Origin of the sequence: Variovorax terrae (genome assembly GCF_022809125.1) — a bacterium.
Lineage (GTDB): Bacteria > Pseudomonadota > Gammaproteobacteria > Burkholderiales > Burkholderiaceae_C > Variovorax_A > Variovorax_A terrae.
This window is the reverse complement of sequence record NZ_JALGBI010000001.1, coordinates 3,002,466-3,026,705: the sequence shown is the minus strand read 5'-3', so window position 1 is coordinate 3,026,705 and position 24,240 is coordinate 3,002,466. Positions and strand designations below refer to the sequence as shown.

At 69.3% G+C, this 24,240-nt stretch carries 17 protein-coding genes; 10 read left to right on the top strand and 7 right to left on the bottom strand.

The window, feature by feature from the left end:
- The first annotated feature begins 2 nt into the window (after window positions 1-2).
- Window positions 3-1,223: an MFS transporter gene (locus MMF98_RS14245; protein WP_423837601.1), complete on the top strand. Its 1,221-nt coding sequence runs from the start codon at window positions 3-5 to the stop codon at window positions 1,221-1,223.
- A gap of 5 nt (window positions 1,224-1,228) precedes the next feature.
- On the opposite strand, the gene MMF98_RS14240 is transcribed toward MMF98_RS14245, so the two are convergent.
- Window positions 1,229-2,131: a LysR family transcriptional regulator gene (locus MMF98_RS14240; protein ID WP_243306988.1), complete on the bottom strand. Its 903-nt coding sequence runs from the start codon at window positions 2,129-2,131 to the stop codon at window positions 1,229-1,231.
- Between the two features lie 181 nt (window positions 2,132-2,312).
- On the opposite strand from MMF98_RS14240, the gene MMF98_RS14235 reads away from it, so the two are divergent.
- The 5 genes from MMF98_RS14235 to MMF98_RS14215 all read left to right on the top strand — a co-directional run bounded on the left by MMF98_RS14235 (window position 2,313) and on the right by MMF98_RS14215 (window position 7,678).
- A complete protein-coding gene (locus MMF98_RS14235; protein ID WP_243306987.1) occupies window positions 2,313-3,032 on the top strand; it encodes a pirin family protein in 720 nt (239 codons plus the stop codon).
- Window positions 3,033-3,107: 75 nt separating this feature from the next.
- Window positions 3,108-3,773, top strand: a complete 666-nt coding sequence (locus tag MMF98_RS14230; RefSeq protein ID WP_243306986.1) for a hydrolase — start codon at window positions 3,108-3,110, stop codon at window positions 3,771-3,773.
- Between the two features lie 39 nt (window positions 3,774-3,812).
- Window positions 3,813-5,702 (top strand): amidohydrolase, encoded by a 1,890-nt coding sequence (locus MMF98_RS14225; protein ID WP_243306985.1) that lies wholly within the window; start codon window positions 3,813-3,815, stop codon window positions 5,700-5,702.
- 1 nt (window position 5,703) lies between these two features.
- The gene (locus MMF98_RS14220; protein ID WP_243306984.1) at window positions 5,704-6,099 is read left to right on the top strand and encodes a DoxX family membrane protein; all 396 of its coding nucleotides are present in this window, start codon (window positions 5,704-5,706) and stop codon (window positions 6,097-6,099) included.
- Window positions 6,092-7,678, top strand: coding sequence for an MFS transporter (locus MMF98_RS14215; RefSeq protein ID WP_243306983.1), 1,587 nt, complete (start codon window positions 6,092-6,094; stop codon window positions 7,676-7,678). The genes MMF98_RS14220 and MMF98_RS14215 overlap by 8 nt, the downstream gene beginning before the upstream one ends.
- 53 nt (window positions 7,679-7,731) lie before the next feature.
- Here MMF98_RS14215 and MMF98_RS14210 read toward each other — a convergent pair whose 3' ends face one another.
- The 3 genes from MMF98_RS14210 to MMF98_RS14200 all read right to left on the bottom strand — a co-directional run bounded on the left by MMF98_RS14210 (window position 7,732) and on the right by MMF98_RS14200 (window position 12,300).
- Complete coding sequence (locus MMF98_RS14210; protein ID WP_243306982.1) at window positions 7,732-8,877, bottom strand: alpha-hydroxy acid oxidase; 1,146 nt, start codon at window positions 8,875-8,877, stop codon at window positions 7,732-7,734.
- 223 nt (window positions 8,878-9,100) lie between these two features.
- Window positions 9,101-11,320, bottom strand: coding sequence for a penicillin-binding protein 1C (gene pbpC, locus MMF98_RS14205; protein ID WP_423837624.1), 2,220 nt, complete (start codon window positions 11,318-11,320; stop codon window positions 9,101-9,103).
- A gap of 29 nt (window positions 11,321-11,349) precedes the next feature.
- Window positions 11,350-12,300, bottom strand: a complete 951-nt coding sequence (locus MMF98_RS14200; protein WP_243306979.1) for a LysR family transcriptional regulator — start codon at window positions 12,298-12,300, stop codon at window positions 11,350-11,352.
- Window positions 12,301-12,432: 132 nt separating this feature from the next.
- Between MMF98_RS14200 and MMF98_RS14195 the strand changes: the two genes are divergently transcribed.
- The 4 genes from MMF98_RS14195 to MMF98_RS14180 are packed head-to-tail and all read left to right on the top strand — an operon-like array spanning window position 12,433 to window position 16,225.
- The gene (locus MMF98_RS14195) at window positions 12,433-13,425 is read left to right on the top strand and encodes a Bug family tripartite tricarboxylate transporter substrate binding protein (protein ID WP_243306978.1); all 993 of its coding nucleotides are present in this window, start codon (window positions 12,433-12,435) and stop codon (window positions 13,423-13,425) included.
- A gap of 15 nt (window positions 13,426-13,440) precedes the next feature.
- Window positions 13,441-13,803, top strand: coding sequence for an AtuA-related protein (locus tag MMF98_RS14190; protein WP_243306977.1), 363 nt, complete (start codon window positions 13,441-13,443; stop codon window positions 13,801-13,803).
- Window positions 13,800-15,200, top strand: coding sequence for an acyclic terpene utilization AtuA family protein (locus MMF98_RS14185; protein ID WP_243306976.1), 1,401 nt, complete (start codon window positions 13,800-13,802; stop codon window positions 15,198-15,200). Before MMF98_RS14190 ends, MMF98_RS14185 begins: the two co-directional genes overlap by 4 nt.
- Window positions 15,201-15,247: 47 nt before the next feature.
- Window positions 15,248-16,225, top strand: a complete 978-nt coding sequence (locus tag MMF98_RS14180; protein ID WP_243306975.1) for a Bug family tripartite tricarboxylate transporter substrate binding protein — start codon at window positions 15,248-15,250, stop codon at window positions 16,223-16,225.
- A 63-nt stretch (window positions 16,226-16,288) separates the two neighbouring features.
- On the opposite strand, the gene MMF98_RS14175 is transcribed toward MMF98_RS14180, so the two are convergent.
- Genes MMF98_RS14175 through MMF98_RS14165 form a run of 3 tightly spaced genes read right to left on the bottom strand, consistent with a single transcriptional unit; the run spans window position 16,289 to window position 24,156 of the window.
- A complete protein-coding gene (locus tag MMF98_RS14175) occupies window positions 16,289-16,600 on the bottom strand; it encodes a hypothetical protein (RefSeq protein WP_243306974.1) in 312 nt (103 codons plus the stop codon).
- Window positions 16,600-22,644 carry an alpha-2-macroglobulin family protein gene (locus MMF98_RS14170; protein WP_423837600.1) on the bottom strand — a complete coding sequence of 2,015 codons (6,045 nt, stop codon included), beginning with the start codon at window positions 22,642-22,644 and terminating at the stop codon, window positions 16,600-16,602. Before MMF98_RS14170 ends, MMF98_RS14175 begins: the two co-directional genes overlap by 1 nt.
- 30 nt (window positions 22,645-22,674) lie before the next feature.
- The gene (locus tag MMF98_RS14165; RefSeq protein WP_243306973.1) at window positions 22,675-24,156 is read right to left on the bottom strand and encodes a DegQ family serine endoprotease; all 1,482 of its coding nucleotides are present in this window, start codon (window positions 24,154-24,156) and stop codon (window positions 22,675-22,677) included.
- Window positions 24,157-24,240 lie beyond the last annotated feature (84 nt).

Genomic DNA, 24,240 nt, shown 5'->3' with positions numbered 1-24,240 from the left:
CCATGTCTTGCATTCAAGCCCCCGCCGCGAGCCAACAGCCTTCGCCCGCACCGTCGTCGCCCACCGGGCTGCCGCTTCCGTTGACTCTCATGCTGGCCAGCGGCGCCGGGCTGGCGGTCGCGGCCCTCTACTACAGCCAGCCGATGCTGGGCGTGCTGGGCACCGACATGGGGGCCTCCATGCCATCGGTCGGGCTGCTGCCCACGCTCACCCAGCTCGGCTATGCCCTGGGCATCTTCTTTCTGGCGCCGCTGGGCGACCGGCATGACCGGCGCCGCATCATCCTGGCCAAGGCGGCTGTCCTGTGCGCCGCACTGCTGCTGGCAGCGCTGGCGCCTTCACTGGCGGCGCTGCTGGCCGCCAGCCTGGCCATCGGCCTGGCAGCCACGATGGCGCAGGACATCGTGCCCGCGGCCGCAACGCTGGCGCCTGAAACGCACCGGGGCAAGGTCGTGGGCACGGTGATGACCGGGCTGCTGCTGGGCATCCTGCTGTCGCGCGTGGTGAGCGGCTTCGTGGCCGAGCAATGGGGCTGGCGGACGATGTTCGCGGCGGCTGCCGCCAGCATCGCGTTCGTGGGGCTGGCTGCGTGGCGCCAGTTGCCGCGCTTTGCGGCCACCACGCACCTGCCGTACTTCGCGCTGCTGCGTTCACTGGGCGCGCTGTGGAAACAGCATGCCGCGTTGCGGCGCGCCACCTGGGCGCAGGGCCTGCTGTCCATCGGCTTCAGCGCGTTCTGGTCCACCCTGGCCGTCATGCTGCACAGTGAGCCATTCCATCTGGGCGCGGCCGCCGCAGGTGCCTTCGGCCTGGCCGGTGCTGCGGGCGCGCTGGCGGCGCCGGTGGCGGGGCGCATCGCGGACCGGCACGGTCCTCGGCTCGTCACCCGCCTGGGCGCGGGCCTGGTGGTCGTCTCTTTCGCTGCGATGGGGCTGGCGGCGTTCATCCCCCCGGGCGCGCAGTTGTGGCTGCTGGTTGCGAGCGCCATCGGCTTCGACCTGGGTTTCCAGGCCGCGCTGATCGCCCATCAGACCCTCATCTACGGCATCGACGCGGGAGCGCGCAGCCGGCTCAATGCGGTGCTGTTCACGGGCATGTTCCTGGGCATGGCCGTGGGGTCGGCACTGGCCGCCGTGCTGTTCGCGCAGTTCGGCTGGATGGCGGTGACCGCGCTGGCCACGGCCACCGCGCTGGCTGCTTTCATCCTGCGGATGGTGCGGTGAGGGCATCAGAACGGCAGGATGCCCGGCAGCAGCGGCCGGTCGAGCTGCTGAATCCACCATTTGAGCGCCTCGCCCATGCGCTCGGTGCTCCAGGCCAGCCAGAACGTCTCGGGCGGGCGCGGCTCCTCGACCTGCAGTTCCACGAGCACGCCTTGCTCCAGATCGGCTCGGACACAGGCGCGAGGCAGGAACCCATGCCCCAGCCCCGCCATCTGGGCCGCGATCTTGGCTTGCATGCTGGGCACCGTGATGCGTCGCTGGCCCAGCAGCAGTCCCACCGTGCGGTCAGCGGAGGAGCGCGCGCCATCGCCCACCACGATGGCGGTGTGCTCCAGCAGGTCGTCGCGCGTGAGCGGGCGCTTCAGCCGCACCAGCGGATGCGTGGCCGTCACGCAGAAGGCAAAGTCCAGGCTGCCCACCGCCACGGCCTTGTAGCCGCCGCCGGCCGGGCCTTCGCCGGCCGCCACGATGAGATCGGCGCGACCTTCGCGCAGCATCTCCCAGGTGCCGGTGAGCGTTTCAGTGCCAATGCGCAGGCGGGTGCCGCAGTTCAGGTCCTCGAAGGCGCGAATGTCGGGGTTGAACGCGCTTGTGGGAATCAGCGAATCGTGCGCCAGCCGCAGCTCGGCCTCGAAGCCCGTGGCGATCTGCCGCATGCGCGATTCGAGTTGCCGCGCCGCGGCCAGCAGCCAGTGCCCCTCCTTGAGCATTTCCTGCCCGGCGGGTGTGAGCGTGACCCGTGGGCCATTGCGCACGAACAAGGCCAGGCCGAGCTGCTCTTCGAGCTTGGAGACGGCGTAGGAGATGGTGGACGGCACCTTGTGCAGCCGTTCCGAGGCCGCGGCGAACGAGCCATGGCGGGCGATGGTGTCGACGATTTCGATGGCTTCGAGGGAGAGTTTGAGCATGGGCCGGACTCCACGAGGTTGATCGTCGAAATTATCGATGATGAATCGCCAAAACCTTCAGCTTGGCAAGACCTGATTCGCCCGAAACTTCCCACACCGCAGCAGGAACTCATGGGAAACCCAATGCATTCCACGTTGTTCTGCGGTGGGTGAATTTCATCGAATGTCAAAAGGAGAAATCATGCTCGACATCCGCAAAGCCGACCACCGGGGCCGCGCCAACCACGGCTGGCTGCAATCGCGCCACACGTTCTCGTTCGGCAGTTACCACGATCCCCGCCAGCAGGGCTTCTCGGACCTGCTGGTCATCAACGACGACCGCGTTGCGCCGGCCCAGGGTTTTGGCACGCACGGCCACCGCGACATGGAAATCTTCTCCTACGTGCTCGAAGGCGCGCTGGCGCACCAGGACTCGATGGGCACGGGTTCGGTGATCCGCCCGGGTGACGTGCAGATGATGAGTGCGGGCACCGGCGTGCAGCACAGCGAGTTCAACCACTCGGCCCAGGAGCCGGTGCATTTCCTGCAAATCTGGATCATGACCAACGAGCGCGGCGCGAAGCCCCGCTACCAGGAAGCGCATTTCGGCGACGCCGAGAAGCGCGGCCGCCTGCGTCTGATCATTGCCCCTCAGAGTGCGGACGGCGCCCTGGCCGTGCGCCAGGACGCACGCGTGTACGCAGGCCTGTTCGACGGCAACGAGTCCACGGCGCTCGACGTCGGCGCAGACCGCCATGCGTATGTGCACGTGGCGCGCGGCAGCCTCGATGTGAACGGCGAACGCCTTGCCGAAGGCGATGGCGCCCGCATCCGCAACGCGGGCATGCTGCGCTTCGACCACGGCGACAACGCCGAAGTGCTCGTGTTCGACCTGCGGCCCAACGAACTGCCCGCCTGGTGAGGCGGGTCGCATCCGTTCATCGGTTCCTCTTTCCTCGCCTTCTCTTTCTCTGAACCCACCCCAGGAGATCTCATCATGGCCCCGACCCCCAAGCCCGTCGCCGTTGCCAAGCCCGGCGCCACGCTGCTCACGCCGCAAGACCACACGCTGGTCCTGATCGACTTCCAGTCGCAGATGGCGTTTGCCACGCACTCCATCGACGCGGTCACGCTGCGCAACAACGCGGGGCTGGTGGCCAGCGCCGCCGCCGGTTTTGGCGTGTCCACCATCCTCACCACCGTGGCCGCCAAGAGCTTCAGCGGCCCCGTGTTCGACGAAGTGACGGCGCCGTTTCCCGGCCAGGCGCTGCTGGACCGCACCTCCATGAACACCTGGGAGGACGAGGCCGTGATCCGCCGCGTCAACGAGATCGGCAAGTCCCGCATCGTGCTCGCGGGACTGTGGACCAGCGTCTGCATCGTGGGCCCGGCGCTGTCGGCGCTGGACCAGGGCTTCGAGGTCTACGTGATCACCGACGCCAGCGGCGACGTGTCCGCCGAGGCCCACGAACGCGCGGTCGAGCGCATGGTGCAGGCTGGCGCACGGCCCATGACCGCGTTGCAGTACCTGCTGGAACTGCAGCGCGACTGGGCCCGCACCGAGACGTACGATATGGCCACCGGCATTGCCAGGAAGCTGGGTGGTGCCTACGGCATCGGCATCCACTACGCCAAGACCATGTTCAACGCCCACGAAGGCTGAACAAGGCGCGGCCCCTGCCAGAGACCCGAGGAGACAAGCATGTCGCAAACCATCACCCCCGACCTGATCCTTTTCAACGGCCGCTTCACCACGCTGGACCGCGCCAACCCCACGGCCAGCGCCGTGGCCATGGCCGAAGGCCGGTTCACGCAGGTGGGCCGTGACCGCGAGGTGCTCGCGCTCGCCGGCCCGGCCACGCGCCGCATCGACCTGCGCGGAAAGAGCGCGCTGCCAGGGCTCATCGACAACCACCTGCACATCATCCGCGGCGGCCTGAACTTCAACATGGAGTTGCGCTGGGACGGCGTGAAAAGCCTCGTCGACGCGATGGCGATGCTGCGCGCACAAGTGGCCGTCACCCCTGCGCCGCAGTGGGTGCGCGTGGTGGGCGGCTTCACCGAGCACCAGTTCGCCGAGAAGCGCCTGCCCACCATCGAGGAGCTCAACGCGGTGGCCCCCGACACGCCGGTGTTCATCCTGCACCTGTACGACCGCGCGCTGCTCAACGGGGCGGCCCTGCGTGCCGTGGGCTACACCAAGGACACGCCCGCGCCCCCGGGCGGCGAGATCGTGCGCGACAGCGCTGGTAACCCCACGGGCCTGCTGCTGGCCAAGCCCAACGCGTCGATCCTGTACGCCACGCTGGCCAAGGGTCCGAAGCTGCCCTTCGACTACCAGGTCAACTCCACGCGCCACTTCATGCGCGAGCTCAACCGCCTGGGCGTCACCGGCGCCATCGACGCGGGCGGGGGCTTCCAGAACTACCCCGACGACTACGCTGTGATCCAGGAACTGGCCGACGCGGACCAGCTCACCATCCGCCTGGCCTACAACCTGTTCACGCAAAAGCCCAAGCAGGAGAAAGAGGACTTCCTGAACTGGACGGCCACGTCGCAGTACAAGCAGGGCACGGACTACTTCCGCCACAACGGCGCGGGCGAGATGCTGGTGTTCTCGGCGGCCGACTTCGAGGATTTCCGCCAGCCCCGCCCCGAGATGGGGCCCGGCATGGAGGGCGATCTCGAGGCAGTGGTTCGCATCCTCGCGCAGAACCGCTGGCCCTGGCGTATGCATGCCACCTACGACGAGACCATCAGCCGCGCGCTCGATGTGTTCGAGAAGGTGAACCGCGACACTCCGCTTGCAGGCCTGAACTGGTTCTTCGACCATGCCGAGACGATCTCGGAGCGCTCCATCGAGCGCGTCGCGGCCCTGGGCGGTGGCGTGGCGGTGCAGCACCGCATGGCCTACCAGGGCGAGTACTTCGTGGAGCGCTACGGCGCCCGCGCGGCCGAGGCCACGCCTCCCGTCAAGCGCATGCTGGAGATGGGGGTGAAAACCTCGGCCGGCACCGACGCCACGCGCGTGGCCAGCTACAACCCCTGGGTGTCGCTGTCCTGGCTGATCACCGGCAAGACGGTGGGCGGCCTGCAGATCACGCCGCAGCGCAACCTGCTGGACCGCGAGCAGGCGCTGCGCATGTGGACCGAGAACGTCACCTGGTTCTCGAACGAGGAGGGCCGGAAGGGCCGCATCGCGGTGGGGCAGTTGGCCGACCTGGTGGTGCCCGACCGCGACTTCTTCGCTTGCCCCGAATCCGACATCGCCGACACCACGGCGCTGCTCACCGTGGTGGGCGGCAAGGTGGTCTGGGGCGCCGGCGACTTTGCTGCGCTGGATGAGGCGCCACCGCCGCCGGCCATGCCCGACTGGTCGCCCGTGCGCCGCTATGGCGGCTACGGCGCCTGGGGCGCCCAGGACGCGGGCCCGCTGCGATCGGCAGCGCGCCAGGCCGCGGCCGCCTGCGCCTGCAGCAACCTGTGCAACGTGCACGGCCACGCGCACACCGGCGCCTGGAGTGCGCAGCTGCCCACCTCCGACGCCAAAGGCTTCTGGGGTGCATTGGGCTGTGCCTGCTGGGCGGTGTGACATGCAGGCGGTTCTCACGGCGCCCTGGATGCACACGCTGCTGCTGCTGTGCCTGTGTGCCCCCTACCTGCAAGGGGCGGTGCTCAAGCTGCTGGACTTTCGCGGCGCGGTGGCCGAAGTGAGCGGCCTCGGCCTGGCGCCCGCCGCGCCATTGGCCGCCGCCACGGCCGCGCTGCAAGTGGTGGCGCCCGCGCTGATCCTGAGCGGCTGGCATCGCTGGCTGGGTGCGCTGTTGCTGGCCGCCTTCACGCTGCTCGCGGCCGTGCTGGCCCATCGCTTCTGGCAAACTTCAGGCGCCAAGCGGCGGCGCCTGGGCATCGCATTCTGTGAACATGGCGCGCTGGCAGGGGGACTGCTGCTGGTCGTCTGGCAAGACCTGGGAGGACGCCATGCCTGAGACCAAGAACGCTTCAACCGCCAGCAGCTTCGCGCCGCTGCGCCAGCCGGTGTTTGCCGTGCTGTGGGCCGCCACCGTGCTGGGCAACATCGGCAGCTTCATGCGCGACGTCGCCAGCTCGTGGCTGGTGACCGACCTGTCGGCCAGCGCGACCGCGGTGGCGCTGATCCAGACAGCCGCCACGCTGCCGATCTTCCTGCTGGCCATTCCGGCGGGCGTGCTGTCGGACATCCTGGACCGCCGGCGCTTCCTGATCTTCGTGCAACTGGTGCTGGCGGCGGTGAGCGGCACGCTGCTGCTGCTCTCGCACACCGACACGCTGACGGTGGAGTACCTGATCGCGCTGACTTTCGTCGGCGGCATCGGCGCCGCGCTGATGGGGCCGACCTGGCAGTCCATCGTGCCCGAGCTGGTGCCGCGCGAAGACCTCAAGGGCGCGGTGGCGCTGAATTCGCTGGGCATCAACATTGCACGCGCCATTGGCCCGGCGGCGGGCGGGCTGATCCTGGCCAGCTTCGGCGCGGCGGTGACTTACGGGGTGGACGTGCTGAGCTATGCCTTCGTGATCGCCGCCTTGCTGTGGTGGAAACGGCCGGCAGTGGCCGACAGCACGCTGTCGGAGAACTTCCTGGGGGCTTTTCGCGCCGGGCTGCGCTACACGCGGGCCAGCACGGAACTGCACCGCGTCCTGCTGCGGGCAGCGGTGTTCTTCCTGTTCGCCAGCGCCGTGTGGGCCTTGCTGCCGCTGGTGGCGCGCCAGATGCTCGGCGGCAGCGCCGGCTTCTACGGTGTGCTGCTCGGGGCCGTGGGCGCGGGAGCCATCGCCGGTGCACTGGTGATGCCGCAGCTGCGCCGGCGGCTGGATGCCGATGGCCTGGTGCTGCTGGCCTCGCTCATCAGCGCCGCCGTCATGGGCGCACTGGTGTTCGCGCCGCCTCCCTGGCTGGCGGTGGCCCTGCTGTTGCTGCTGGGGCTGGGCTGGATCACGGCGCTGACCACCTTCAACAGCGTGGCCCAGGCCATCCTGCCGAACTGGGTGCGCGGGCGCGGCTTGGCGGTGTACCTCACCGTGTTCAATGGCGCCATGGCCGCCGGCAGCTTCGGCTGGGGCCTGGTCGCGCATGAGATCGGCGTGCCCGGCGCGCTGCTGGTGAGCGCCGCCGGCCTGGCGGCCGTGGCCCTGCTGTTCCATCGCGTCCGCCTGCCCGCCGGCGAAGCGGATCTGCAGGCGTCACGCCACTGGCCCGAGCCCCTGGTTGCCGAGCCGGTCGTGCATGACCGCGGCCCGGTCATGGTGCAGATCGAGTACCGCATCCGCCAGGAAGACCGGCCTGCGTTCCTGGGGGCGATCAGGCGCCTGTCGCAGGAGCGCCTGCGCGACGGAGCCTATGCCTGGGGCGTTGTGGAGCACAGCGCCGACGCCGAACACGTGATGGAGTGGTTTCTCGTCGAGTCGTGGGCCGAGCATCTGCGCCAGCACCACCGCGTGTCGCAGGCCGATGCGGATTTGCAGAGCGAAGTGCTGCGGTTCCACAGAGGGCCCGGCCAACCGCAAGTGCATCATTTCCTGGCGCTGTAGCCCCACCGCTCGCCATGGCAGGACGGGCCGGGCTGGCCCGGCCCCGCAGGCGCTCAGTACGTGCCCGGCAGCAGGATGCCGGCGTCCACCCGGCTGATGTCGGTGTGGCCGCAGAAGGCCATGGTGAGGTCCAGCTCCTTGTGGATGATCTGCAGCGCCTTGGTGACGCCGGCCTCGCCCATCGCGCCCAGGCCGTACAGCATGCTGCGGCCGATGTAGGTGCCCTTGGCGCCCAGCGCCACGGCCTTGAGCACGTCCTGGCCGCTGCGGATGCCGCCGTCCATGTGCACTTCCATCTTGCTTCCCACCGCGTCCACGATCGCCGGCAGCGCCGAGATCGAAGACGGCGCGCCATCGAGCTGGCGCCCGCCGTGGTTGGAGACGATCAGCGCATCGGCGCCGCTGCTGGCGGCGAGCTGCGCGTCCTCCACGTCCTGGATGCCCTTGAGGATGAGCTTGCCGCCCCAGCGCTTCTTGATCCACTCCACGTCGCCCCAGTTCAGGCGCGGATCGAACTGCTTGTTGGTCCACTCCGAGAGCGAGCCCATGTTCTCGATGCCCTTGACGTGGCCGAAGATGTTGCCGAAGTTGCGGCGCTTCGTCCCCAGCATGCCCAGGCACCAGCGCGGCTTGGTGGCCATGTTGAGGAGGTTGGGTACCGTGAGCTTCGGCGGCGCCGACAGGCCGTTCTTCAGGTCCTTGTGGCGCTGGCCGATGATCTGCAGGTCCAGCGTGAGCACCAGCGCGCCGCAGTTCGCGGCCTTGGCGCGGTCGATCAGGCGCTCGATGAAGTCGCGGTCGCGCATCACGTAGAGCTGGAACCAGAACGGCGCCTTGGTGTGGGCGGCGATGTCCTCGATCGAGCAGATGCTCATGGTCGAGAGCGTGAACGGAATGCCGAACTTCTCGGCCGCCTGAGCCGCCAGGATCTCGCCGTCGGCGTGCTGCATGCCGGTCATGCCGGTGGGCGCGATGGCCACCGGCATGGCCACGTCCACGCCCAGCATCCGGGTGCGGGTGCTGCGGTTCTCCATGTTGACAGCCACGCGCTGGCGCAGCTTGATCTTCTGGAAGTCGGCCTCGTTGGCGCGGTAGGTGCCTTCGGTCCACGAGCCGGAGTCGGCGTAGTCGTAGAACATGCGGGGCACGCGCTTTTGCGCGAGCACGCGCAGGTCTTCGATATTGGTGATGACGGTCACGAAAGAGTCTCCTAGGAGCCGTGAATCGTAGCGAGTTTGGGCCGGGGGCGGTTTGAAGAAATTTGCGCGGGCGCGCAAATTTGCTCATGCCGCGGGCGGCCGGGGCGCGGGCTCCGCAAAAAAAGAGCACCCCGCCTGGCGGGGTGCCCCAAGGCTTCTTGGATGAAGCTTGCTGGCGCACACCCGGAGGTGCAGCGCAGGCCAAGGATGGCGCACCAAGCTGTCAGTCGGCTTTCCGGCCGGTCGGGGTTTTCCCTGCGGGGCGCACGCCGGCGCCGCGCACCTCGATGCGCACCTCGTCCAGCACCCGGCCGCCGGCATCCGTCAACTGCACCACATGCCGGCCCGGCCAGGGCAGCCACTGGGCCTGTGGCCCCCGGGCCAGCGGCTTGCCGTCCATCAGCCAGCGCAGGTCCGCGCCTTCGGCGCTGAAGCTCAGGCGCTGGCGGTGGGGCGGGATGTCGGGGTCCAGCGCGACGATGGTGCCCGGCGCGGGGGCGAGGATGCGGCCGGGCGGCCCCATTTCGCCGGTTTGAGTATGTTTTTGGCCGGAGGTCCAGGTCCTGCGGTCATTGTTTGCTATTGAATTGATAGCGAACGAGGTTTGCTCCGTGCCCTGCAAAAACCACTCGCGGCGCATCGCCTCGAGCTGCGGGCCGAACTGCGCCTGCGCCTGCACCAGGCCGCTGGGCGGCGTGGGCGTGCGGCTGGGCGCGCGGCGGTGCAGGAAGTTCATGACCGCGGCCCAGGCCGGCGCCGCGCCGCTGGTGCCGCTCACGTCCCACATCGGCGCGCCGCCGGCGTTGCCGACCCACACGCCCACGGTGTAGCGCTGCGAGAAGCCGACGGCCCAGTTGTCGCGCATGTCCTTGCTGGTGCCGGTCTTCACCGCCGTCCAGAAGCGCGTGGCCAGCACGCTGTCGGTGCCGAAGGTGCGGGCGCGGGCGTTGGGGTCGCTCAGGATGTCGGCCACGATGAAGGCGGCGCGCGCATCCAGCGCGGCCGTGAAGGTGGGGGGCCGCTGCACCGGCGTGAGCGAGGTGGGGCTGAAGCGCCCGCCGTTGGCCAGTGTGCGGTAGGCGTTGGCCAGGCCCAGCAGCGGCACCTCGGCGCTGCCCAGCGCCAGGCTGTAGCCGTAGTAGCCGCCGGTTTCGCGCAGCGGCAGGCCGACGGCGCGCAGCTGGTGGTGGAAGGCGTCGGGCGAAACCATCACCAGCGTACGCACGGCCGGCACGTTGAGCGAGGCGGCCAGCGCGGTGCGCACCGAGATCCAGCCCTTGAACTGGCGGTCGTAGTTCTGCGGGATGTAGAGGCCGCTGGCGGTGGGGATCTGCGCCGAAGAATCCTCCAGCAGCGAGGCCGCGGTGAGGCGCCGCTCGGCGATGGCCTGGGCGTAGAGAAAGGGCTTGAGCGTGGAGCCGGCCTGGCGCGGCGCGGTGACGCCGTCCACCTCGGCCGCGGCGCTCAAGCTCCCCGAGGAGCCGACCCAGGCCAGCACCTCGCCGCTGGAGTTGTCCAGCACCACGAGGGCGCCGTCCTCCACATGGCGGCCGTGCAGCTCGCGCAGCTGGCGCTGCAGGGTTTCCGTGGCAAACCGCTGCAGCGGGGCGGAAAGGGTGGAGTTCACGGTGTCGGCGCGGCCGGTGCGGCTGGCCAGCAGCCGGCGCGCCGCGTGTGGCGCGATGCCCTCGCTGGCGTCGAAGGCCTTGCGCTGCAGCGCCGCAGTGGCAAACAGGTCCAGGCCCTCGCAGTCCGCGCGCGCGGCGCCGGCCGGCTGCAGGGCCCGGAGCACGCCGCAGGCGCGCTGCGCCACGAGCTGCGGCCGCGCATTGGGCGCGCGCACCAGGGCCGCGGCCACGGCGGCCTCGCGGTCATCCAGGCCGTGCGGCGCCTTGCCGAACAGCGTGCGCGAGAGCGCGTCGATGCCCACGATCTCGCCGCGAAACGGCACCACGTTGAGGTAGGCCTCCAGGATCTGGTCCTTGCGCCAGCGCCGGTCCAGCACCTGCGCGGCCACCGCCTGGCCGAGCTTCTGCGTCACGCTGCGGCCGCCGGGGCCCTGGCGCCAGTCGCCGTCGAGCAGGCCGGCGAGCTGCATGGTGAGCGTGGAGGCGCCGCGCGTCTTCTGGTTCCACAGGTTGCCCCAGGCGGCAGAGGACACCGCGCGCCAGTCCACGCCGCTGTGCTCCCAGAAGCGCCGGTCCTCGCTCAGTACCAGGGCCGTGCGCAGGGCCGGCGACACGTCGGCCAGCGCCACCCATTGGCCGCGGCGCACCGTGGCATCGGTGCGGATGCGCTGCAGCACCTCGCCTTCGCGCGAGAGGATCAAGGTGTCGGAGGGGCGAAATTCCTGCCGGACTTCGGCAAAGCTGGGCAAGGCATGGGCCGGCAGGTGCGTGGCTGCCAGCAGCACGCCAGCCAGTCCGGCGCGGCAGGCGGCCACGGCGTGGGGGCGGAGCAGGGCGCGTGCGCTCACGCCACGACCTTTTGCAGCAGGAGGCCCAGCTCGGTGGCGCGCGACGCCATGAAGCCGCGGAAGGCCGCGATGGCCGGTGACGCGGATCGATGGCGAAGGGTGACCACGCCGATCTCGCGCGAGGAGCGCGGCAGGAAATCCAGCAGGCGGCAACGCGACAGATCCAGCCCGTACAGCGAAATGCGCGGCTGCACGCTGACCCCGAGGCCGAGCCCGACCAGGGACACCAGGGCATGGGTGCCGGTCAGCTCCTGGGTCGGCTGGACCTGGATGCCGTCCGCTTCGAAAATGCGCTCCAGGGCTTCGCGCAGGTCGACGCCGCGCGGGTTGAGCAGCAGGGGGAATGCCGCGAGGTCGCGTGCCCGCACGCGCGAACGCGCACTCAGCGGGTGGCCCGCCGCCGGCACGACGGCCAGGAAATCGTCCTGGAAGAGCGGCTCGAACGCCATGTCCAGCAGCCGCATGTTGCGGGACATCAGGCTGATGTCCACCTCGCCGTCGCGCACCAGCTCCAGCGCGCGCCGGGAGTCCACGTCCTGCATCCGGATGTCGATGCCCGGGTGCAGCGCATTGAACCCCCGGATCACCTGGGGCAGCAGCGTCGAGGCGAGCGAAGGCAGCACGGCGACCCTCACCACGCCGCGCTGCAGCGCGGCTTCGCCCTTGAGCTCGGAGGCCACCTGGGCGACCTCGTTCACCAGCGGCTTGATCACGGCGTACAGGCGCTCGCCCTCGCGCGTGAGCGTGACGGAGCGGGTGGTTCGGTGCAGCACGGCAACCCCCAGTGCATCTTCGAGCTGCTTCACCTGCACGCTCAGAGCCGACTGCGACAGGTGCACCAGGCCGGCGGCCGTGCGAAAGCTGCGCACCTCGGCCACGGCCATGAAGGTGAGCAGGTGGTTGAGGTTCAGCGGATGCAGCGCTTGAAACCAGGGGAGTTGCTTCATTGATCGTGAGGGGTTATCAATGGATTGAAATATAGCGTTTGTGCGCCGGGGCGCGTGTTCATAAGATGCCCCTCAGCCCAGGCGCCCTCCCCGTGAGGCGGGCCTTGATTTTTCTGGGTGATGAGGAGACTTATGGAATCGATTCGAGTGCGCCGCCGGCGCTGGGCGGCCTGGGCCGCGCTGTGGGCCCTGCCGCTGGGTGCGGCTTTCGCCGCCGATGCTCCGGGGAGCTATCCGGAGCGCCCGGTCACGCTGGTGGTGCCGTATGGCGCGGGCTCGAGCACCGACATCCTCACGCGGGTGATCGCCAAGCAGATGAGCCAGGACCTGGGGCAGCCGGTGGTGGTGGAGAACCGCGCGGGCGCCGGAGGAGCGCTGGGCAGCGCCCAGGTGGCCAAGGCCGCCCCCGATGGCTACACGCTGGTGATGGGCACGATCTCATCGCATTCCATCAATGCCTCGATGATGAAGAACCTGCCCTACGACGTGCTGCGGGACTTCGCGCCGGTGTCGCTGGTGGCGTATTTCCCCAATCTGCTGGCGGTGAACAAGGACCTGCCTGCCAACAACATCTCCGAACTCGTGGCGCTGGCGCGCCAGCGGGGCGGCCTGAGTTTCGCCACCGGGGGCGTGGGCTCCTCGGGCCAGCTCGCGGGCGAGCTGCTGAAGCTGCGCACCGGTGCCCCGCTGAACCACGTGCCCTACAAGGAAGTGGGCCAGGCGATCACCGACACCATGGCGGGCCATGTGCCCGTGCTGTTCTACCAGGTGCCGGCCCTGGTCTCGCACATCAAGAGCGGCAACCTGAAGGCGCTGGCCGTGCTGGCACCCAGGCGCACGCCGCTGCTGCCGGACGTGCCAACGCCGGGCGAGCAGGGCATCAAGGACTTCGACGCCACCGCGTGGATGGGCCTGTTTGCGCCGGCGCGCACGCCGCCGGAACTGGTGGCGCGGCTGAACCGCGCCATCGTCAAGGCCACGTCCGACGCCGCACTGCGCACCCAGCTCGCGCCCCAGGGCTTCACGCTGGTGGGCAGCAGTCCCACGGAGTTCCAGCAGTTCGTGCGGGACGACATTGCGAAGTGGGCGGAAGTGGTCAAGGCCACGGGTGCCAGCATCAACTGAAGCCACGGGGGATTCATGAAGAAGACGATCAGCCTGCGCGAGGTGGCGCATTCGCGTTCCGGTGAAAAGGGCAACAGCTCCACCGTGTCGGTCATCGCCTATGAGATGGAGGACTATGCCCTGCTGTGCGAGCAGGTCACGGTGGAGGCGGTGCGCCGCCTCTACGGTCCGATCACGAAAGGCCGCATCCAGCGCTACGAGGTGCCGCGCATCGGCGCGCTGAACTTCGTGCTGGACGAAGTGCTGGAGGGCGGCCGCTCGCGCACGCTGGCATTCGAGGAGTCGGGCAAGGCCCTGTCCTCGCTCATGCTGTCCCTGCCGGTGGAGGTGGATGCCGGCTATGTCGGGCGCGCACAGAAGATGAGGGAGGCGACATGAGCGCCGCCTACCGGTCCTCGCGCACCTTGCAGGGGCACAAGAGCGTGCGCTTGGGCGCGGCAACCGCCTGGTCGCGCGACCGGTTCGAGCCGGCCAGCGCGCTCGTGGCGCAAGGCGACCTGGATTACCTCTGCTTTGAATCGATGTCCGAAGTGACCATGAGCGCCGCGCAGGTGGCGCGCATGGAGAACACCGAAACGCCGCCCTACGACCCCTACCTGGTGGCGCGGCTGGAGCCGATCCTGCGCGACTGCAAGGCCAGGGGCATCCGCATCATCAGCAACCAGGGCTGGCTGGACCCGGTGGCGGCGGCCGAGCGCGTGGTGGCACTGGCCGCGGCGCTGGGCATTGCGGACCTGAAGGTGGCTGCCGTGCAGGGCGGCATTCTCACCGACCGCATCGCCGGCCTGGGCCTGCGCTTCATCGAAACCGGCGAGCCCGTGGCCGACAGCCGCGAGCGCATCGTCTCCGCCGAAGCCTACCTGGGGGCGCAGGGCATTGTCGATGCGCTGGCGGCCGGCGCCGACGTGGTGATCACGACGCGGGTGGCGGATGCCTGCCTGTACTACGGGCCGCTGGCCCATGAGTTCGGCTGGAGCCTGGATGACGCGAAGCAGGCCGGCCGCGGCATGGTCATCGGGCACCTGATGGAGTGCGGCGCCCAGGTGGCGGGAGGCTACTTCGCTGACCCGGGCTACAAGCTCGTGCCGGACCTCGCGCACATTGGCAATCCGATCGTCGAAGTCACGGCCGACCGCATCGTGATGTCCAAGCTGCCGAAGACCGGCGGCCTGCTCTCACCGGCCACCTGCAAGGAGCAGCTGCTCTACGAGGTGCAGGACCCTTCGTGCTACTTCGGCCCCGACTGCGTGACGGACCTGACGCAGGTGGCGTTCCAGCAGACGGCGCCCGACGAGGTGGAGGTGCTGGTCCATGACGCGGGCTTGCCCAAGACCCCCACGCTGAAGGTCCTGGTGGGGCTGACCGAGGGCTTCATGACCGAGGAGATGGTCATCTTCGCCGGCGCGGGTGCGCTCGACCGGGCCCGCATGACGCAAACCCTGCTGGAGACGCGCTTTCGGGAAGTGGGCTTGCAGGCCCAGGAAATCCGTTTCGACTACCTGGGCCTCAATGGTGTGCACCGGGAGTCTTCCCCGCCGGTGACGGTGGAGCCCTACGAAGTCATCCTGCGGGTGGCGCTGAAGACGCTCGACCGCCGGGAGGCCGAAAAGCTCAGGCGCGAGATCGATCCGCTGGCGGTCAACGGCGTGGCCGCCACCGGCAAGTGGGCCACCAGCTCGCCAGGCTCGCGGGTGCGGCCGGTGGTGGGGCTCAATTCCTGCCTGGTGCCGCGCGAGGCCGTGCAGGTCACGGTCAGCCTGCACCACTCCAGGTGACGGCGCGCAGGCATCGTATTTCGTTTTCAATCGAAGGAGTCCGTTTCATGTTTTCGACCCTCAAGACCGGGCTGGCCCTGGCGCTGGCCGGCCTCTCGGCACACCCGGCCATGGCCCAGGAAGCCTGGCCTGCGCGCCAGCCGCTGACGATGATTCTGCCGGCCGGCGCGGGTGGCTCATCCGATCCGCTGGCGCGCCTGCTGGCCGACGAGATGGGCCGGCGCATCGGCCAGTCGATCGTGGTGCAGAACCGCCCGGGAGCGGGCGGCAATCTGGGCATGGCCCAGACGGCGCGCGCACGGGGCGATGGCTATACCCTGGTGATCTCCTGGACCGGGCCGCTGGCCACCAATCTGGCGTTGTACAAGGAGGTGGGCTACGACCCGAAGCGCGACTTCGCTCCCATCGGCATGGTGGGCTGCACGCCCAACGTGCTGGCCGTGAGCCGCGCGCTGCCCGCGAAGAATCTCAAGGAGTTCGAAGCCTACGCCATGCAGCAGCCTGGCAAGGTCAGCTATGGCACGACGGGCGTTGGCAGCTCCTGGCATATCTCCGGCGAGATGATGAGCCGCGTGGTGGGCAACTCGCTGGTGCACATTCCTTACCAGACCCCCGGCGCGGCACTGACCGATCTGCTGGGCGGGCGCCTGCAGGCGATCTTCCCCGTGATTCCCATGACCGTTCCCCACGTGCGTGCCGGCGAGATGAAGGTGCTGGCCGTGTTCTCGAAGGAGCGCTCGTCCGTGCTGCCCGAGGTGCCGACCACGGTCGAGCAGGGGCGCCCGGACCTGATCAGCGACACCTGCTTCGCCCTGCTGGCGCCGAAGGACACGCCGCCCGCCGTGGTCTCGCAACTCAACAAGAGCATGAACGAGGTGCTGGCAGACAAGGCGGCACGGCAAAAGATCGAGGCCATGGGCGTGCAGATCCGCGGTGGCGCGGCCCAGGCCTTGAGCGACTATCTGGAGGCTGAAATTCCGCGGCAGGCGATGCTGGTCAAGGCTTCCGGCGCCACGGCGCAGTAGCGAGGACCCCGGCCTCGGTTGCGGCACAAGCCTGCCCCGAGGTGCATGAAGGCATGGCCGCCGCTACCGCCCTTGCTGGCGCGGTCTGACTTTGCCGAAATGCCGCGAGAGGTGCAGGCCTATGAGCAGCACTCCCACGATGAGTGCCAGGAATCCGGCGTTGAGCCCGACCTGGATGGGCGGCCAGGTCGCGAGCGCGATGCCCGCCATCAGGTTGAAGAAGCCCCACAGAAAATTCACCAGCGGCGACGAGTCGCCCACGCCGCGCGGCTTGGCGAACGGCGTTGGAAAGGGCTCTCCCTTCAGCCCGCACACCAGGTGTGGCAGGCTGTTGCAGAGGAAGGCGCCGGCGAAGAAGGCGGCGAGGTCGTTCATCACTCCACCTTGACCTTGGCGTTCGGCGTCTCGCCGAACATCTCCGGCGCATACATCGCCTCCGCCCGCGAGGGCGGCAGCGAGAATTCGCCCACGTTGTTCAGGCGCACGGTGTACTCCATCTTGACCACGCCCTTGGGCAGGTACTCGTAGTAGCTGCGGAAGGCCTCGAAGCTGCGTTCTTCGAAGGCCGGCCAGCCAGCGCCGGAAGCGCTCTTCTGGCCCGCGGTGGCGATCTCGGAGTCGCGTCCCAGGCCGCTGCCCAGGATGGTGGCGCCGCCGGGGATGGGGTCGGTGATCACGACCCAGGTCATGTCGGCGCTGGCGTTCACCTCCAGCGTCACGCGCAGCACGTCGCCGCGGCTGTATTTGCCTTTGACGGCCTGCTCCACCGGCGTGATGGTTTTCTTGATCTGGTAGCCCGCGCTGAACGGCGCCTTGAGCTCGATGGCCGCCACCGACTGCAGCGTAAGCCAGGGCTTGCCCGTGCCCTGCTGGGTGACGCTCAAAGTGTCCTTGCCTGACGCCGGCCAGGGCAGGAACATCGTGTTGTTGCGCAGGTTGCCGGGCGAGGCGGGGGCGCCGAACCAGGTGGTCTGGTTCGGGGCGCCGGCGGCGTCGCTGGTCTTGACGCGCTCCACCTTGCTCCAGTCCACGCTGGCCTGGGCCGCGGCCAGCGTAGCGCGGGTGACACCGGCCACTGGCGTGGCCTCGAATTTCTGCGAGAACTTCTCCAGCGCCAGCCCGCCCCAGAGGTTGGCCGTGGTGGTGTGCCAGGCGCCGTTCTGCTGGCGGCCGATGAAGCCGTTGGCCAGGCGGCCCATGTCGTCCTTCCAGGCCGGGTCGTCCATCACGGCCAGCATCAGGCGCGCGGTGTTGACGTCGCCATTGGTCATGAGCCACCACCAGTAATCGCCCTGCTCGGTGCTGAAGATCAGCTTGGTGCCCTGGTAGGAGAGGCGGCTCTTGAGGATCTGCGTGGCCTCGGCCAGGCGCTGCTCGCGCTGCGGCACGTCGTTCACGCGGCGCAGGATGTTGAGCCAGTCGATCACCGCGCTGGTGGGCCACTGGTTGGGCGCCAGGGTGATGCTCTGCAGCATGCGGCCCTGGGCGCGGCCGTAGCGCGACAGCGCTTCGATGGCGGCGAGCTTGCGCACGTCCAGATCCTTGCGCGGGCTCCAGAACTCGCGCGTGATGCGGCCTTCGACGAAGGCGATCAGCCCGCGCTCCATCGGCGCGCGCACCTCGTCGGGAAGGGCGAAGGCCGGATCGAGCGAAGCCGCCTCGTGCGTGGCCGCCAGCACATAGGCGGTGAGGATGTCGCTGCCGCGGTTGCTCTCGCCGTCGCGCGGCGGGAAGTAGCTGGCCAGGCCGTCGGCATCCAGGTAGCTCGGCAGCTGGCTCACCACGCCCTGCCAGAGCTTGCCGTCGCGCAGGCCCACCGACTTGCTGGTCTTCTGCTCCAGACAGGCGAACGGGTAGTTGGCAAACCAGTCGCGCACGCCGGGCAGGCCCTCGGCCAGCTTGGGTTGCAGCGCAAGGCGCAGGCCGCCGCGCTTGGGGCCGCTGGCGGGCAGGGCATCGGCTGGCGGGTTCACGTCCAGCGTGAACGGCCCGTCAAGCTGCACCAGCGTGGCCTGCTGCACGGTGAGCGGCACGGCCGGGATGATGCGCTGGCGCGCCTTTAGGCCGTCGCGCGCGCCGCTCAGCGTGTCCCTGGCTTCGATCTCCCACAGGATGGCCTCGGCCCGGGTCTGGCCGAGCTGGGCCGGCGCAGTGACGTTCCAGGCCACCTCGCGCGCTTCACCGGCGGGGATGTCCACGGTCTGCGGCTTCAGGTCCAGCAGCGTGGCGCGCGGCGCCACCTCCACCTTCATGGCCGCCTTGGCGGTGTTGCGCAGCGTGAGCTGGGCGCGGAACTGGTCGTCCTCGCGCACCAGGGGCGGCAGGCCGCTGATGATCTGCAGGTCCTGCGTGGCCTGGATGCTGGTGGCGCCGGTGCCGAACAGGCCGGTGGCGGCATCGGCCACGGCAACGATCTTGAAGGTGGTGAGCGCGTCGTTCAGCGGCACGTTCACCATAGCCTGGCCGTTGGCGTCGAGCACCACGCGCGGGTTCCACAGGAGCAAGGTGTCCAGCAGCTCGCGCGTGTTGCTGCGCCCGCCGCCACCGCCCGCCGGCACGGCCTTGCGGCCGTAGTGGCGCCGGCCGATGATCTCCATCTGCGCGGTGGAAGTTTCCACGCCCCAGGCGCGGCGCTGCAGCATGGCATCGAGCAGATTCCAGCTGATGTTGGGCATCAGCTCCAGCAGGGCCTGGTCCACCGCGGCCAGCGCCACCTCGGCGCCGGCGGCGGGCTGGCCGTTGGGCAGCTTGGCTGTCACGGTCACGCGGGCCGTGCCGCGCACCGGGTAGCTGGGCTTGTCGGCGGCGACTTTCACGTCGAGCTGGTGGGCCTTGGTGCCGACGCGGATCTCGGCCAGGCCGAGGCGGAACGCGGGCTTGCTCAGGTCCACCAGCGCGGTGGGCGCCACGTACTCGCGGCCCTCGTACCAGAAGGCCGTCCACCACTCGCGCGGCGCCTTGTAGCCCCAGGTGAAGAAGCTGTACCAGGGCACCTCGCGCAGCCGCCCGCGCAGGGCCAGCACGCTGACGTAGACGTTGGGGCCCCAGCCGTCCTTGATCTGCAGGTTCACGGTCGGGTCCTGGCCGTTGAGCTGCACCACCTGGGTGTCGATGATGCCTTCGCGCTCCACCGCCACCAGCGCGGTGGCGAAACGGAACGGCATGCGCACCTGCAGCTTGGCCACCTCGCCGGGCTGGTAGCTTTTCTTCTCGGGCAGCACGTCGATGCGGTCGGTGTTCTCGCCGCCGAACCAGAGCTCGCCCTGTTTCGTGACCCAGACCGAGGCGGCGGCCTGGATTGCGTTGCCGGACGGGTCCTTGGCCGTTACCACCAGTTCCACCTCGCCGGCCTCCTTGAGCGCGGTCTCGCACAGCAGCAGGCCGCGCGAGTCGCTCTTGCCGCTGCAGACGCTGCCCAGATCCTTGGTCTCGGTCTTGTTGTCGTAGCTGTAGAAGCCGCCCACCATGCGCTTGCGGCTGGAGGTGGTGATGCGGGCCACGGCCTTCACCTCCAGCGCCACGTCGGCCTGGGGCTTGCCGCCGAGGTCCAGCGCCAGCGCCTGGAAGCGGATCTTCTGGCTGGCCGAGACCCAGCCCTCGGTCTTGATGCCGGCGACCACGCCCGCGGGCCACAGCGTGGCGGTGCTGCGCAGGGTCTGCACCTCGCCGTTCGGGTCGGCATAGGTGGCTTCCAGCAGCAGCTCCTGCGGCTGTCTGGCGGCCGGCACGTCGCCGATGGTGAGCTTGCCCGCGCCGTTGCGGTCCAGCGTGAGCGGCAGCTTGTCGGCGATCACGCGCTGGTCCTGGCCGGCATTGGCTTCCTCTTCGCCCTCGGACGTGGTGCCCCGGTTGCCGCGCGGCGGCGAGAAGTTGAACTCGTCGTAGTCGCTGTAGCTCAGGGACTTGCCGCGCACCAGGGCCGACACGCGCACCGGCAGGTTGGCCGCGCCGCCGCCGGCCACGTAGTTGATCTGCACCTCGGTGGGCACGGCCTTGGCGTTGATGAGCGCCTTTTTCTCCACCGGCGCCACGCGGCCTTCGAGCACCGGCAGGCGGAACTCCTCGACGCGGAACTCGCCGGTGGTGAAGCTGCGCGCGCGCGCGCCGCCGCTGCGCAGCTCCACCTGGTAGACGCCGAGCTTGGCAGCCGGCGGAATCTGGAAGCTGTTCTCGGCGCTCAGCCCGCCGGTGGCCGTCTTGCGCCAGACGATCGGCTGCGTGTACTGCTGGCCGCTGCCCACATGGGTGATGGCCAGCGTGGCGGGCTGCGCATCGGGCAGGCCGAAGCCCTGGCTGGTCTCGGTGCGGATCAGGTGCTTCATCGACACCGTCTCGCCGGCGCGCAGCAGCGTGCGGTCGAAGATGGTGTGGGCGCGCTGGTCGGGCTGGGCCTCGCGGCTGGTGGGCACGTTGAAGCGCCAGGGCTCGATGCCGCGGTACCAGTCGCTCCAGGTGAAGGCCAGGTCCTCGGTGCCGCCGGCGTCCTTGCTGCGCGCGCTCACGAAGTAGGCCGAGCGGTAGTCCTCGCCGTCGCCGCTGCCGCACTGCGGCGCCTCGGGCGACAGGCCCTTGATCTCGGCCAGGCCCTGGGCATTGGTGGTGCCGGTGGCGAGCTCCTTGCCGCGGCAGTCGGACACGCGCACCGCCGCGCCGGCCACCGGCTTGCCCTTGTCCAGCGTGGTGACCCAGGCCAGCGCGTTCTCGCGGCCGAGCTTGAAGTGCACGCCGAGGTTGGTCACCAGCGCCGAGCTGCGCACGTACATCGTGCGGCCGCCGCCGTAGCGCTCGTCCAGCAGCGAGCCGCCGAGCTTCTGCGAGGCGATCTCCACCACGTGGAAGCCCGGCGTGAGCGGGATGCCCACCACCTCGAACGGGCGCGGGTCGTTGTTCGCGGGCTTGGGCAGATCCAGCGTCTTCACGTTGGGCTGGCCGGCGAGCAGCGAGACCATGCGCGACTGCACCTCGTCCTTGTCGCGCTCCTCCAGCACCTTGGGTAGCGGGCCCTGCACGTCGCGCGCGGCCTGGCGGCGCGGCACGGTGAACTGGTCGTAGCGCTGGACCTTGCGGAACCAGGCGATGATCTCGGCATCGGTGCCGGGGCGCAGGTCGCTGACCTTGCCACCGGCATTGGCCGCCGCGCCGGGTGCGAGGCCCTTGATTTGCAGCGCCGGCTCCACGTTGCGCAGGGTCACAGGCAGCAGTGCGGGCGAGGCAGGGCCGGAGTCCGGCTCGGCAAAGCGCTCGACGATGCCGAAGGGCGCGGCCGCGAATTTGGCCAGCGGCGGCATCGGGCCGGTGGCGAGCTTGAGCGGAAAGTTGTCGGCATTGCGCAGCGTGCGGCCCGAGGCGTCCTTGAAGTCCTTGGGCAGCTCCAGCGTGAAGCGGGTCTGCTCGGGGAAGATGAGCTTGAAGCTCACGCCGTTGACCAGGCTGTCGCCGTCGCCTTCTTCCTGGTCGAAGCTGGGCTTGAACTGGTCCTTGTCTGACTTGAGGCGGATCGCCTCGGCCAGTTTGCGCGGCACCGGCGCGTTGAAGCCCAGGCGCATCGGGCGGATCGGCAGGCAGGCGGCCTGGGCGTTCTCGCGCTCGCAGCTGAAGCTGGCCTCGAACGGCTCGCGCACCTGGTAGTTGAAGCGCTTCTCCACCGAGTTGGGCACGCCGCTGGGCGTGCTCACGCCCTTGCCGTAGACCAACTGGAGCTTGGCCGAGGGCGTGAGGCGGCGGTTGCAGGCCAGGGTGATGAAGCGCAGCGGGTCTTTCTCGGCGGCCTTGTCCAGCCCCTGCGACTTGAGCAGCTCGGCGCGGTCCTTGCCGTCGATCAGGCGCACCGGTACGCGCTCGCCCAGGCCATCCACCGCGCACCAGACATTGGCCTGCACGCTGGCCAGCGTGGCCGCACCGTTGAGCTGCAGCAGGAAGAACTGTTCTTCGTCGATGCGCTGGTAGCTGCCGGGCCGGATGTTCTGCACGAACGGGCCGCCGCTATTGAATTTATAGCTGCCGGTGACCGCCAGCTCTTGACCTTTGGGCGATTTGAAGCCTGAACGCGGCTGCAGCGCGCAGCTCACGCCCGGCGGCAGGTCGTTCTCGAACTCGAAGGCCCACTCGCGGTCGCTGATCCAGCGGCCATTGCCCTGGGTGGCCTGGGCATCGCTGCAGCTCAGCGCCAGCGGGGCCGGCGCCTTGGGGTCGCCGAAGTTGACGGCGCTGTCGTCGAACTTGGCCACCACCTGCCGGATGCGCGCCACTTCGCCCTGGGGCGTGAGGCTGGTGATTTGCAGCGCCTGGGCCTGCAGGGCGCCCAGGGCGCAGCAGGTGGCGAGGAGTTGTTGGATGATTCTGGCCACGCTGTCCCTCCTGTTCAAGCGGGACAGCGTAGCCGATTTTCGAGGCGAAAAAATGCCGCCTGGCGGCGGCATCGGGCGTTACGGGCTGTAACGGGGGCGCTGTCAGCCCAGCCGCACCGGCACGAAGATCTTGTCCTCGCCGCGCTGGATCAGCAGCGCCACCGACTTGTCGGACTTGGCCACCGCCGCGCGCACCTGGTCGATGCTGCGCACCGGCGTGCCGTTGACGGCCAGCAGCACGTCGCCGGCCTCCACGCCCGCCATGGCGGCCGGGCCGCTGGCGTCCTGGATCAGCAGGCCATCGGCCACGCCGGCTTCGCGCTTCTCGTCGGGCTGCAGCGGGCGCAGGGCCAGGCCCAGCTTGCCGTGGCTTTCGCCATCGCCCTTGCTGGCGGTCTGCGTGGTCTTGTCGCCGGCATTGCCGAGCTGGGCGGTGACGGTGTCACGGCCGCCCTTGCGCCAGATTTCCAGCTTGACCTTGTCGCCGGGCGCGGCCAGGCCGAGGGCGGCCGGCAGGTCGCCCGAGGACACGATGGGCTGGCCGTTGAGGCTCAGGATCACGTCGCCCGGCTGCAGGCCCGCCTTGTCGGCCGGCCCGTTCTTCTCCACGCTGGAAACCAGCGCGCCGTTGGGCTTGTCGAGCTTGAAGGAGTCGGCCAGGGTCTGGTTGACTTCCTGCACCGCCACGCCCAGGCGCGCATGCTCGACCTTGCCGGTGGCGACGAGCTGGTTCTTGATCTTGTTGGCCACGTCGATCGGGATGGCGAACGACAGGCCCTGGTAGCCGCCGGTCTGGCTGTAGATCTGCGAGTTGATGCCGATCACTTCGCCGCGCGCATTGAACAGCGGGCCGCCCGAGTTGCCGGGGTTCACCGCCACGTCGGTCTGGATGAAGGGCACGGCGCTGTCGTCAGGCAGGCTGCGGCCCTTGGCGCTGACCACGCCGGCCGTCACGGTGTTCTCGAAGCCGTAGGGCGAACCGATGGCCAGCACCCATTCGCCGACCTTGAGCTCGCTGGTCTTGCCCAGCGTGACCACGGGCAGGTTCTTCGCGTCGATCTTGAGCACGGCCACGTCGGTCTTGGGGTCGGCGCCCAGCACCTTGGCGCGGAACTCGCGGCGGTCGGTGAGTTTGACGGTCACTTCCTTGGCGTCGCGCACCACGTGGGCGTTGGTCAGGATGATGCCGTCGGGGCTGACGATGAAGCCCGAGCCCTGGCCGCGCGTCGGCACCTCGCGTTGGGGCGCGCTGCGGCCGGGTTGGCCTTGCTGGAAGCGGCGGAAGAATTCGAAGAACGGGTCGTTGCCGAACGGGTCTTCGCGTCCGGTCGTGGCCGATTCGTCCGAGACCTTGGTGGTGCCGGTGACGCTGATGTTGACCACGGCCGGCCCGAAGCGCTCGGTGATCTGCGAAAAGTCGGGCACGGCCATCGACGCGATCGGGGCGGTGGCCGCGGCGACCACGGGAGGCGGCGTCGCATGGGCCCGGCTGCTCTGAATGAATGAGGCACTGGCGCCGCCGATGACGCCAGCCACCACGAGCGCCAGCATCAGGCGCGAAGTCTTGAGGGAGATGGTTTGCATGTGTGCTCCAGGGTTGAAACCAGTTGATGGCCCAACTGTGGCGGAGCCGCCTTAGGGGAGTCTTAAGAGCTGGCTCGCCCTAGA

Coding starts and splice junctions, on each gene's coding strand:
- MMF98_RS14200 (WP_243306979.1), bottom strand. CDS start 12,300: ATGAAGCAACTCCCCTGGTTTCAAGCGCTGCATCCGCTGAACCTCAAC.
- MMF98_RS14175 (WP_243306974.1), bottom strand. CDS start 16,600: ATGAACGACCTCGCCGCCTTCTTCGCCGGCGCCTTCCTCTGCAACAGC.
- MMF98_RS14180 (WP_243306975.1), top strand. CDS start 15,248: ATGTTTTCGACCCTCAAGACCGGGCTGGCCCTGGCGCTGGCCGGCCTC.
- MMF98_RS14230 (WP_243306986.1), top strand. CDS start 3,108: ATGGCCCCGACCCCCAAGCCCGTCGCCGTTGCCAAGCCCGGCGCCACG.
- MMF98_RS14240 (WP_243306988.1), bottom strand. CDS start 2,131: ATGCTCAAACTCTCCCTCGAAGCCATCGAAATCGTCGACACCATCGCC.
- MMF98_RS14215 (WP_243306983.1), top strand. CDS start 6,092: ATGCCTGAGACCAAGAACGCTTCAACCGCCAGCAGCTTCGCGCCGCTG.
- MMF98_RS14235 (WP_243306987.1), top strand. CDS start 2,313: ATGCTCGACATCCGCAAAGCCGACCACCGGGGCCGCGCCAACCACGGC.
- MMF98_RS14195 (WP_243306978.1), top strand. CDS start 12,433: ATGGAATCGATTCGAGTGCGCCGCCGGCGCTGGGCGGCCTGGGCCGCG.
- MMF98_RS14190 (WP_243306977.1), top strand. CDS start 13,441: ATGAAGAAGACGATCAGCCTGCGCGAGGTGGCGCATTCGCGTTCCGGT.
- MMF98_RS14165 (WP_243306973.1), bottom strand. CDS start 24,156: ATGCAAACCATCTCCCTCAAGACTTCGCGCCTGATGCTGGCGCTCGTG.
- MMF98_RS14170 (WP_423837600.1), bottom strand. CDS start 22,644: ATGCCGCCGCCAGGCGGCATTTTTTCGCCTCGAAAATCGGCTACGCTG.
- MMF98_RS14185 (WP_243306976.1), top strand. CDS start 13,800: ATGAGCGCCGCCTACCGGTCCTCGCGCACCTTGCAGGGGCACAAGAGC.
- MMF98_RS14220 (WP_243306984.1), top strand. CDS start 5,704: ATGCAGGCGGTTCTCACGGCGCCCTGGATGCACACGCTGCTGCTGCTG.
- MMF98_RS14225 (WP_243306985.1), top strand. CDS start 3,813: ATGTCGCAAACCATCACCCCCGACCTGATCCTTTTCAACGGCCGCTTC.
- MMF98_RS14245 (WP_423837601.1), top strand. CDS start 3: ATGTCTTGCATTCAAGCCCCCGCCGCGAGCCAACAGCCTTCGCCCGCA.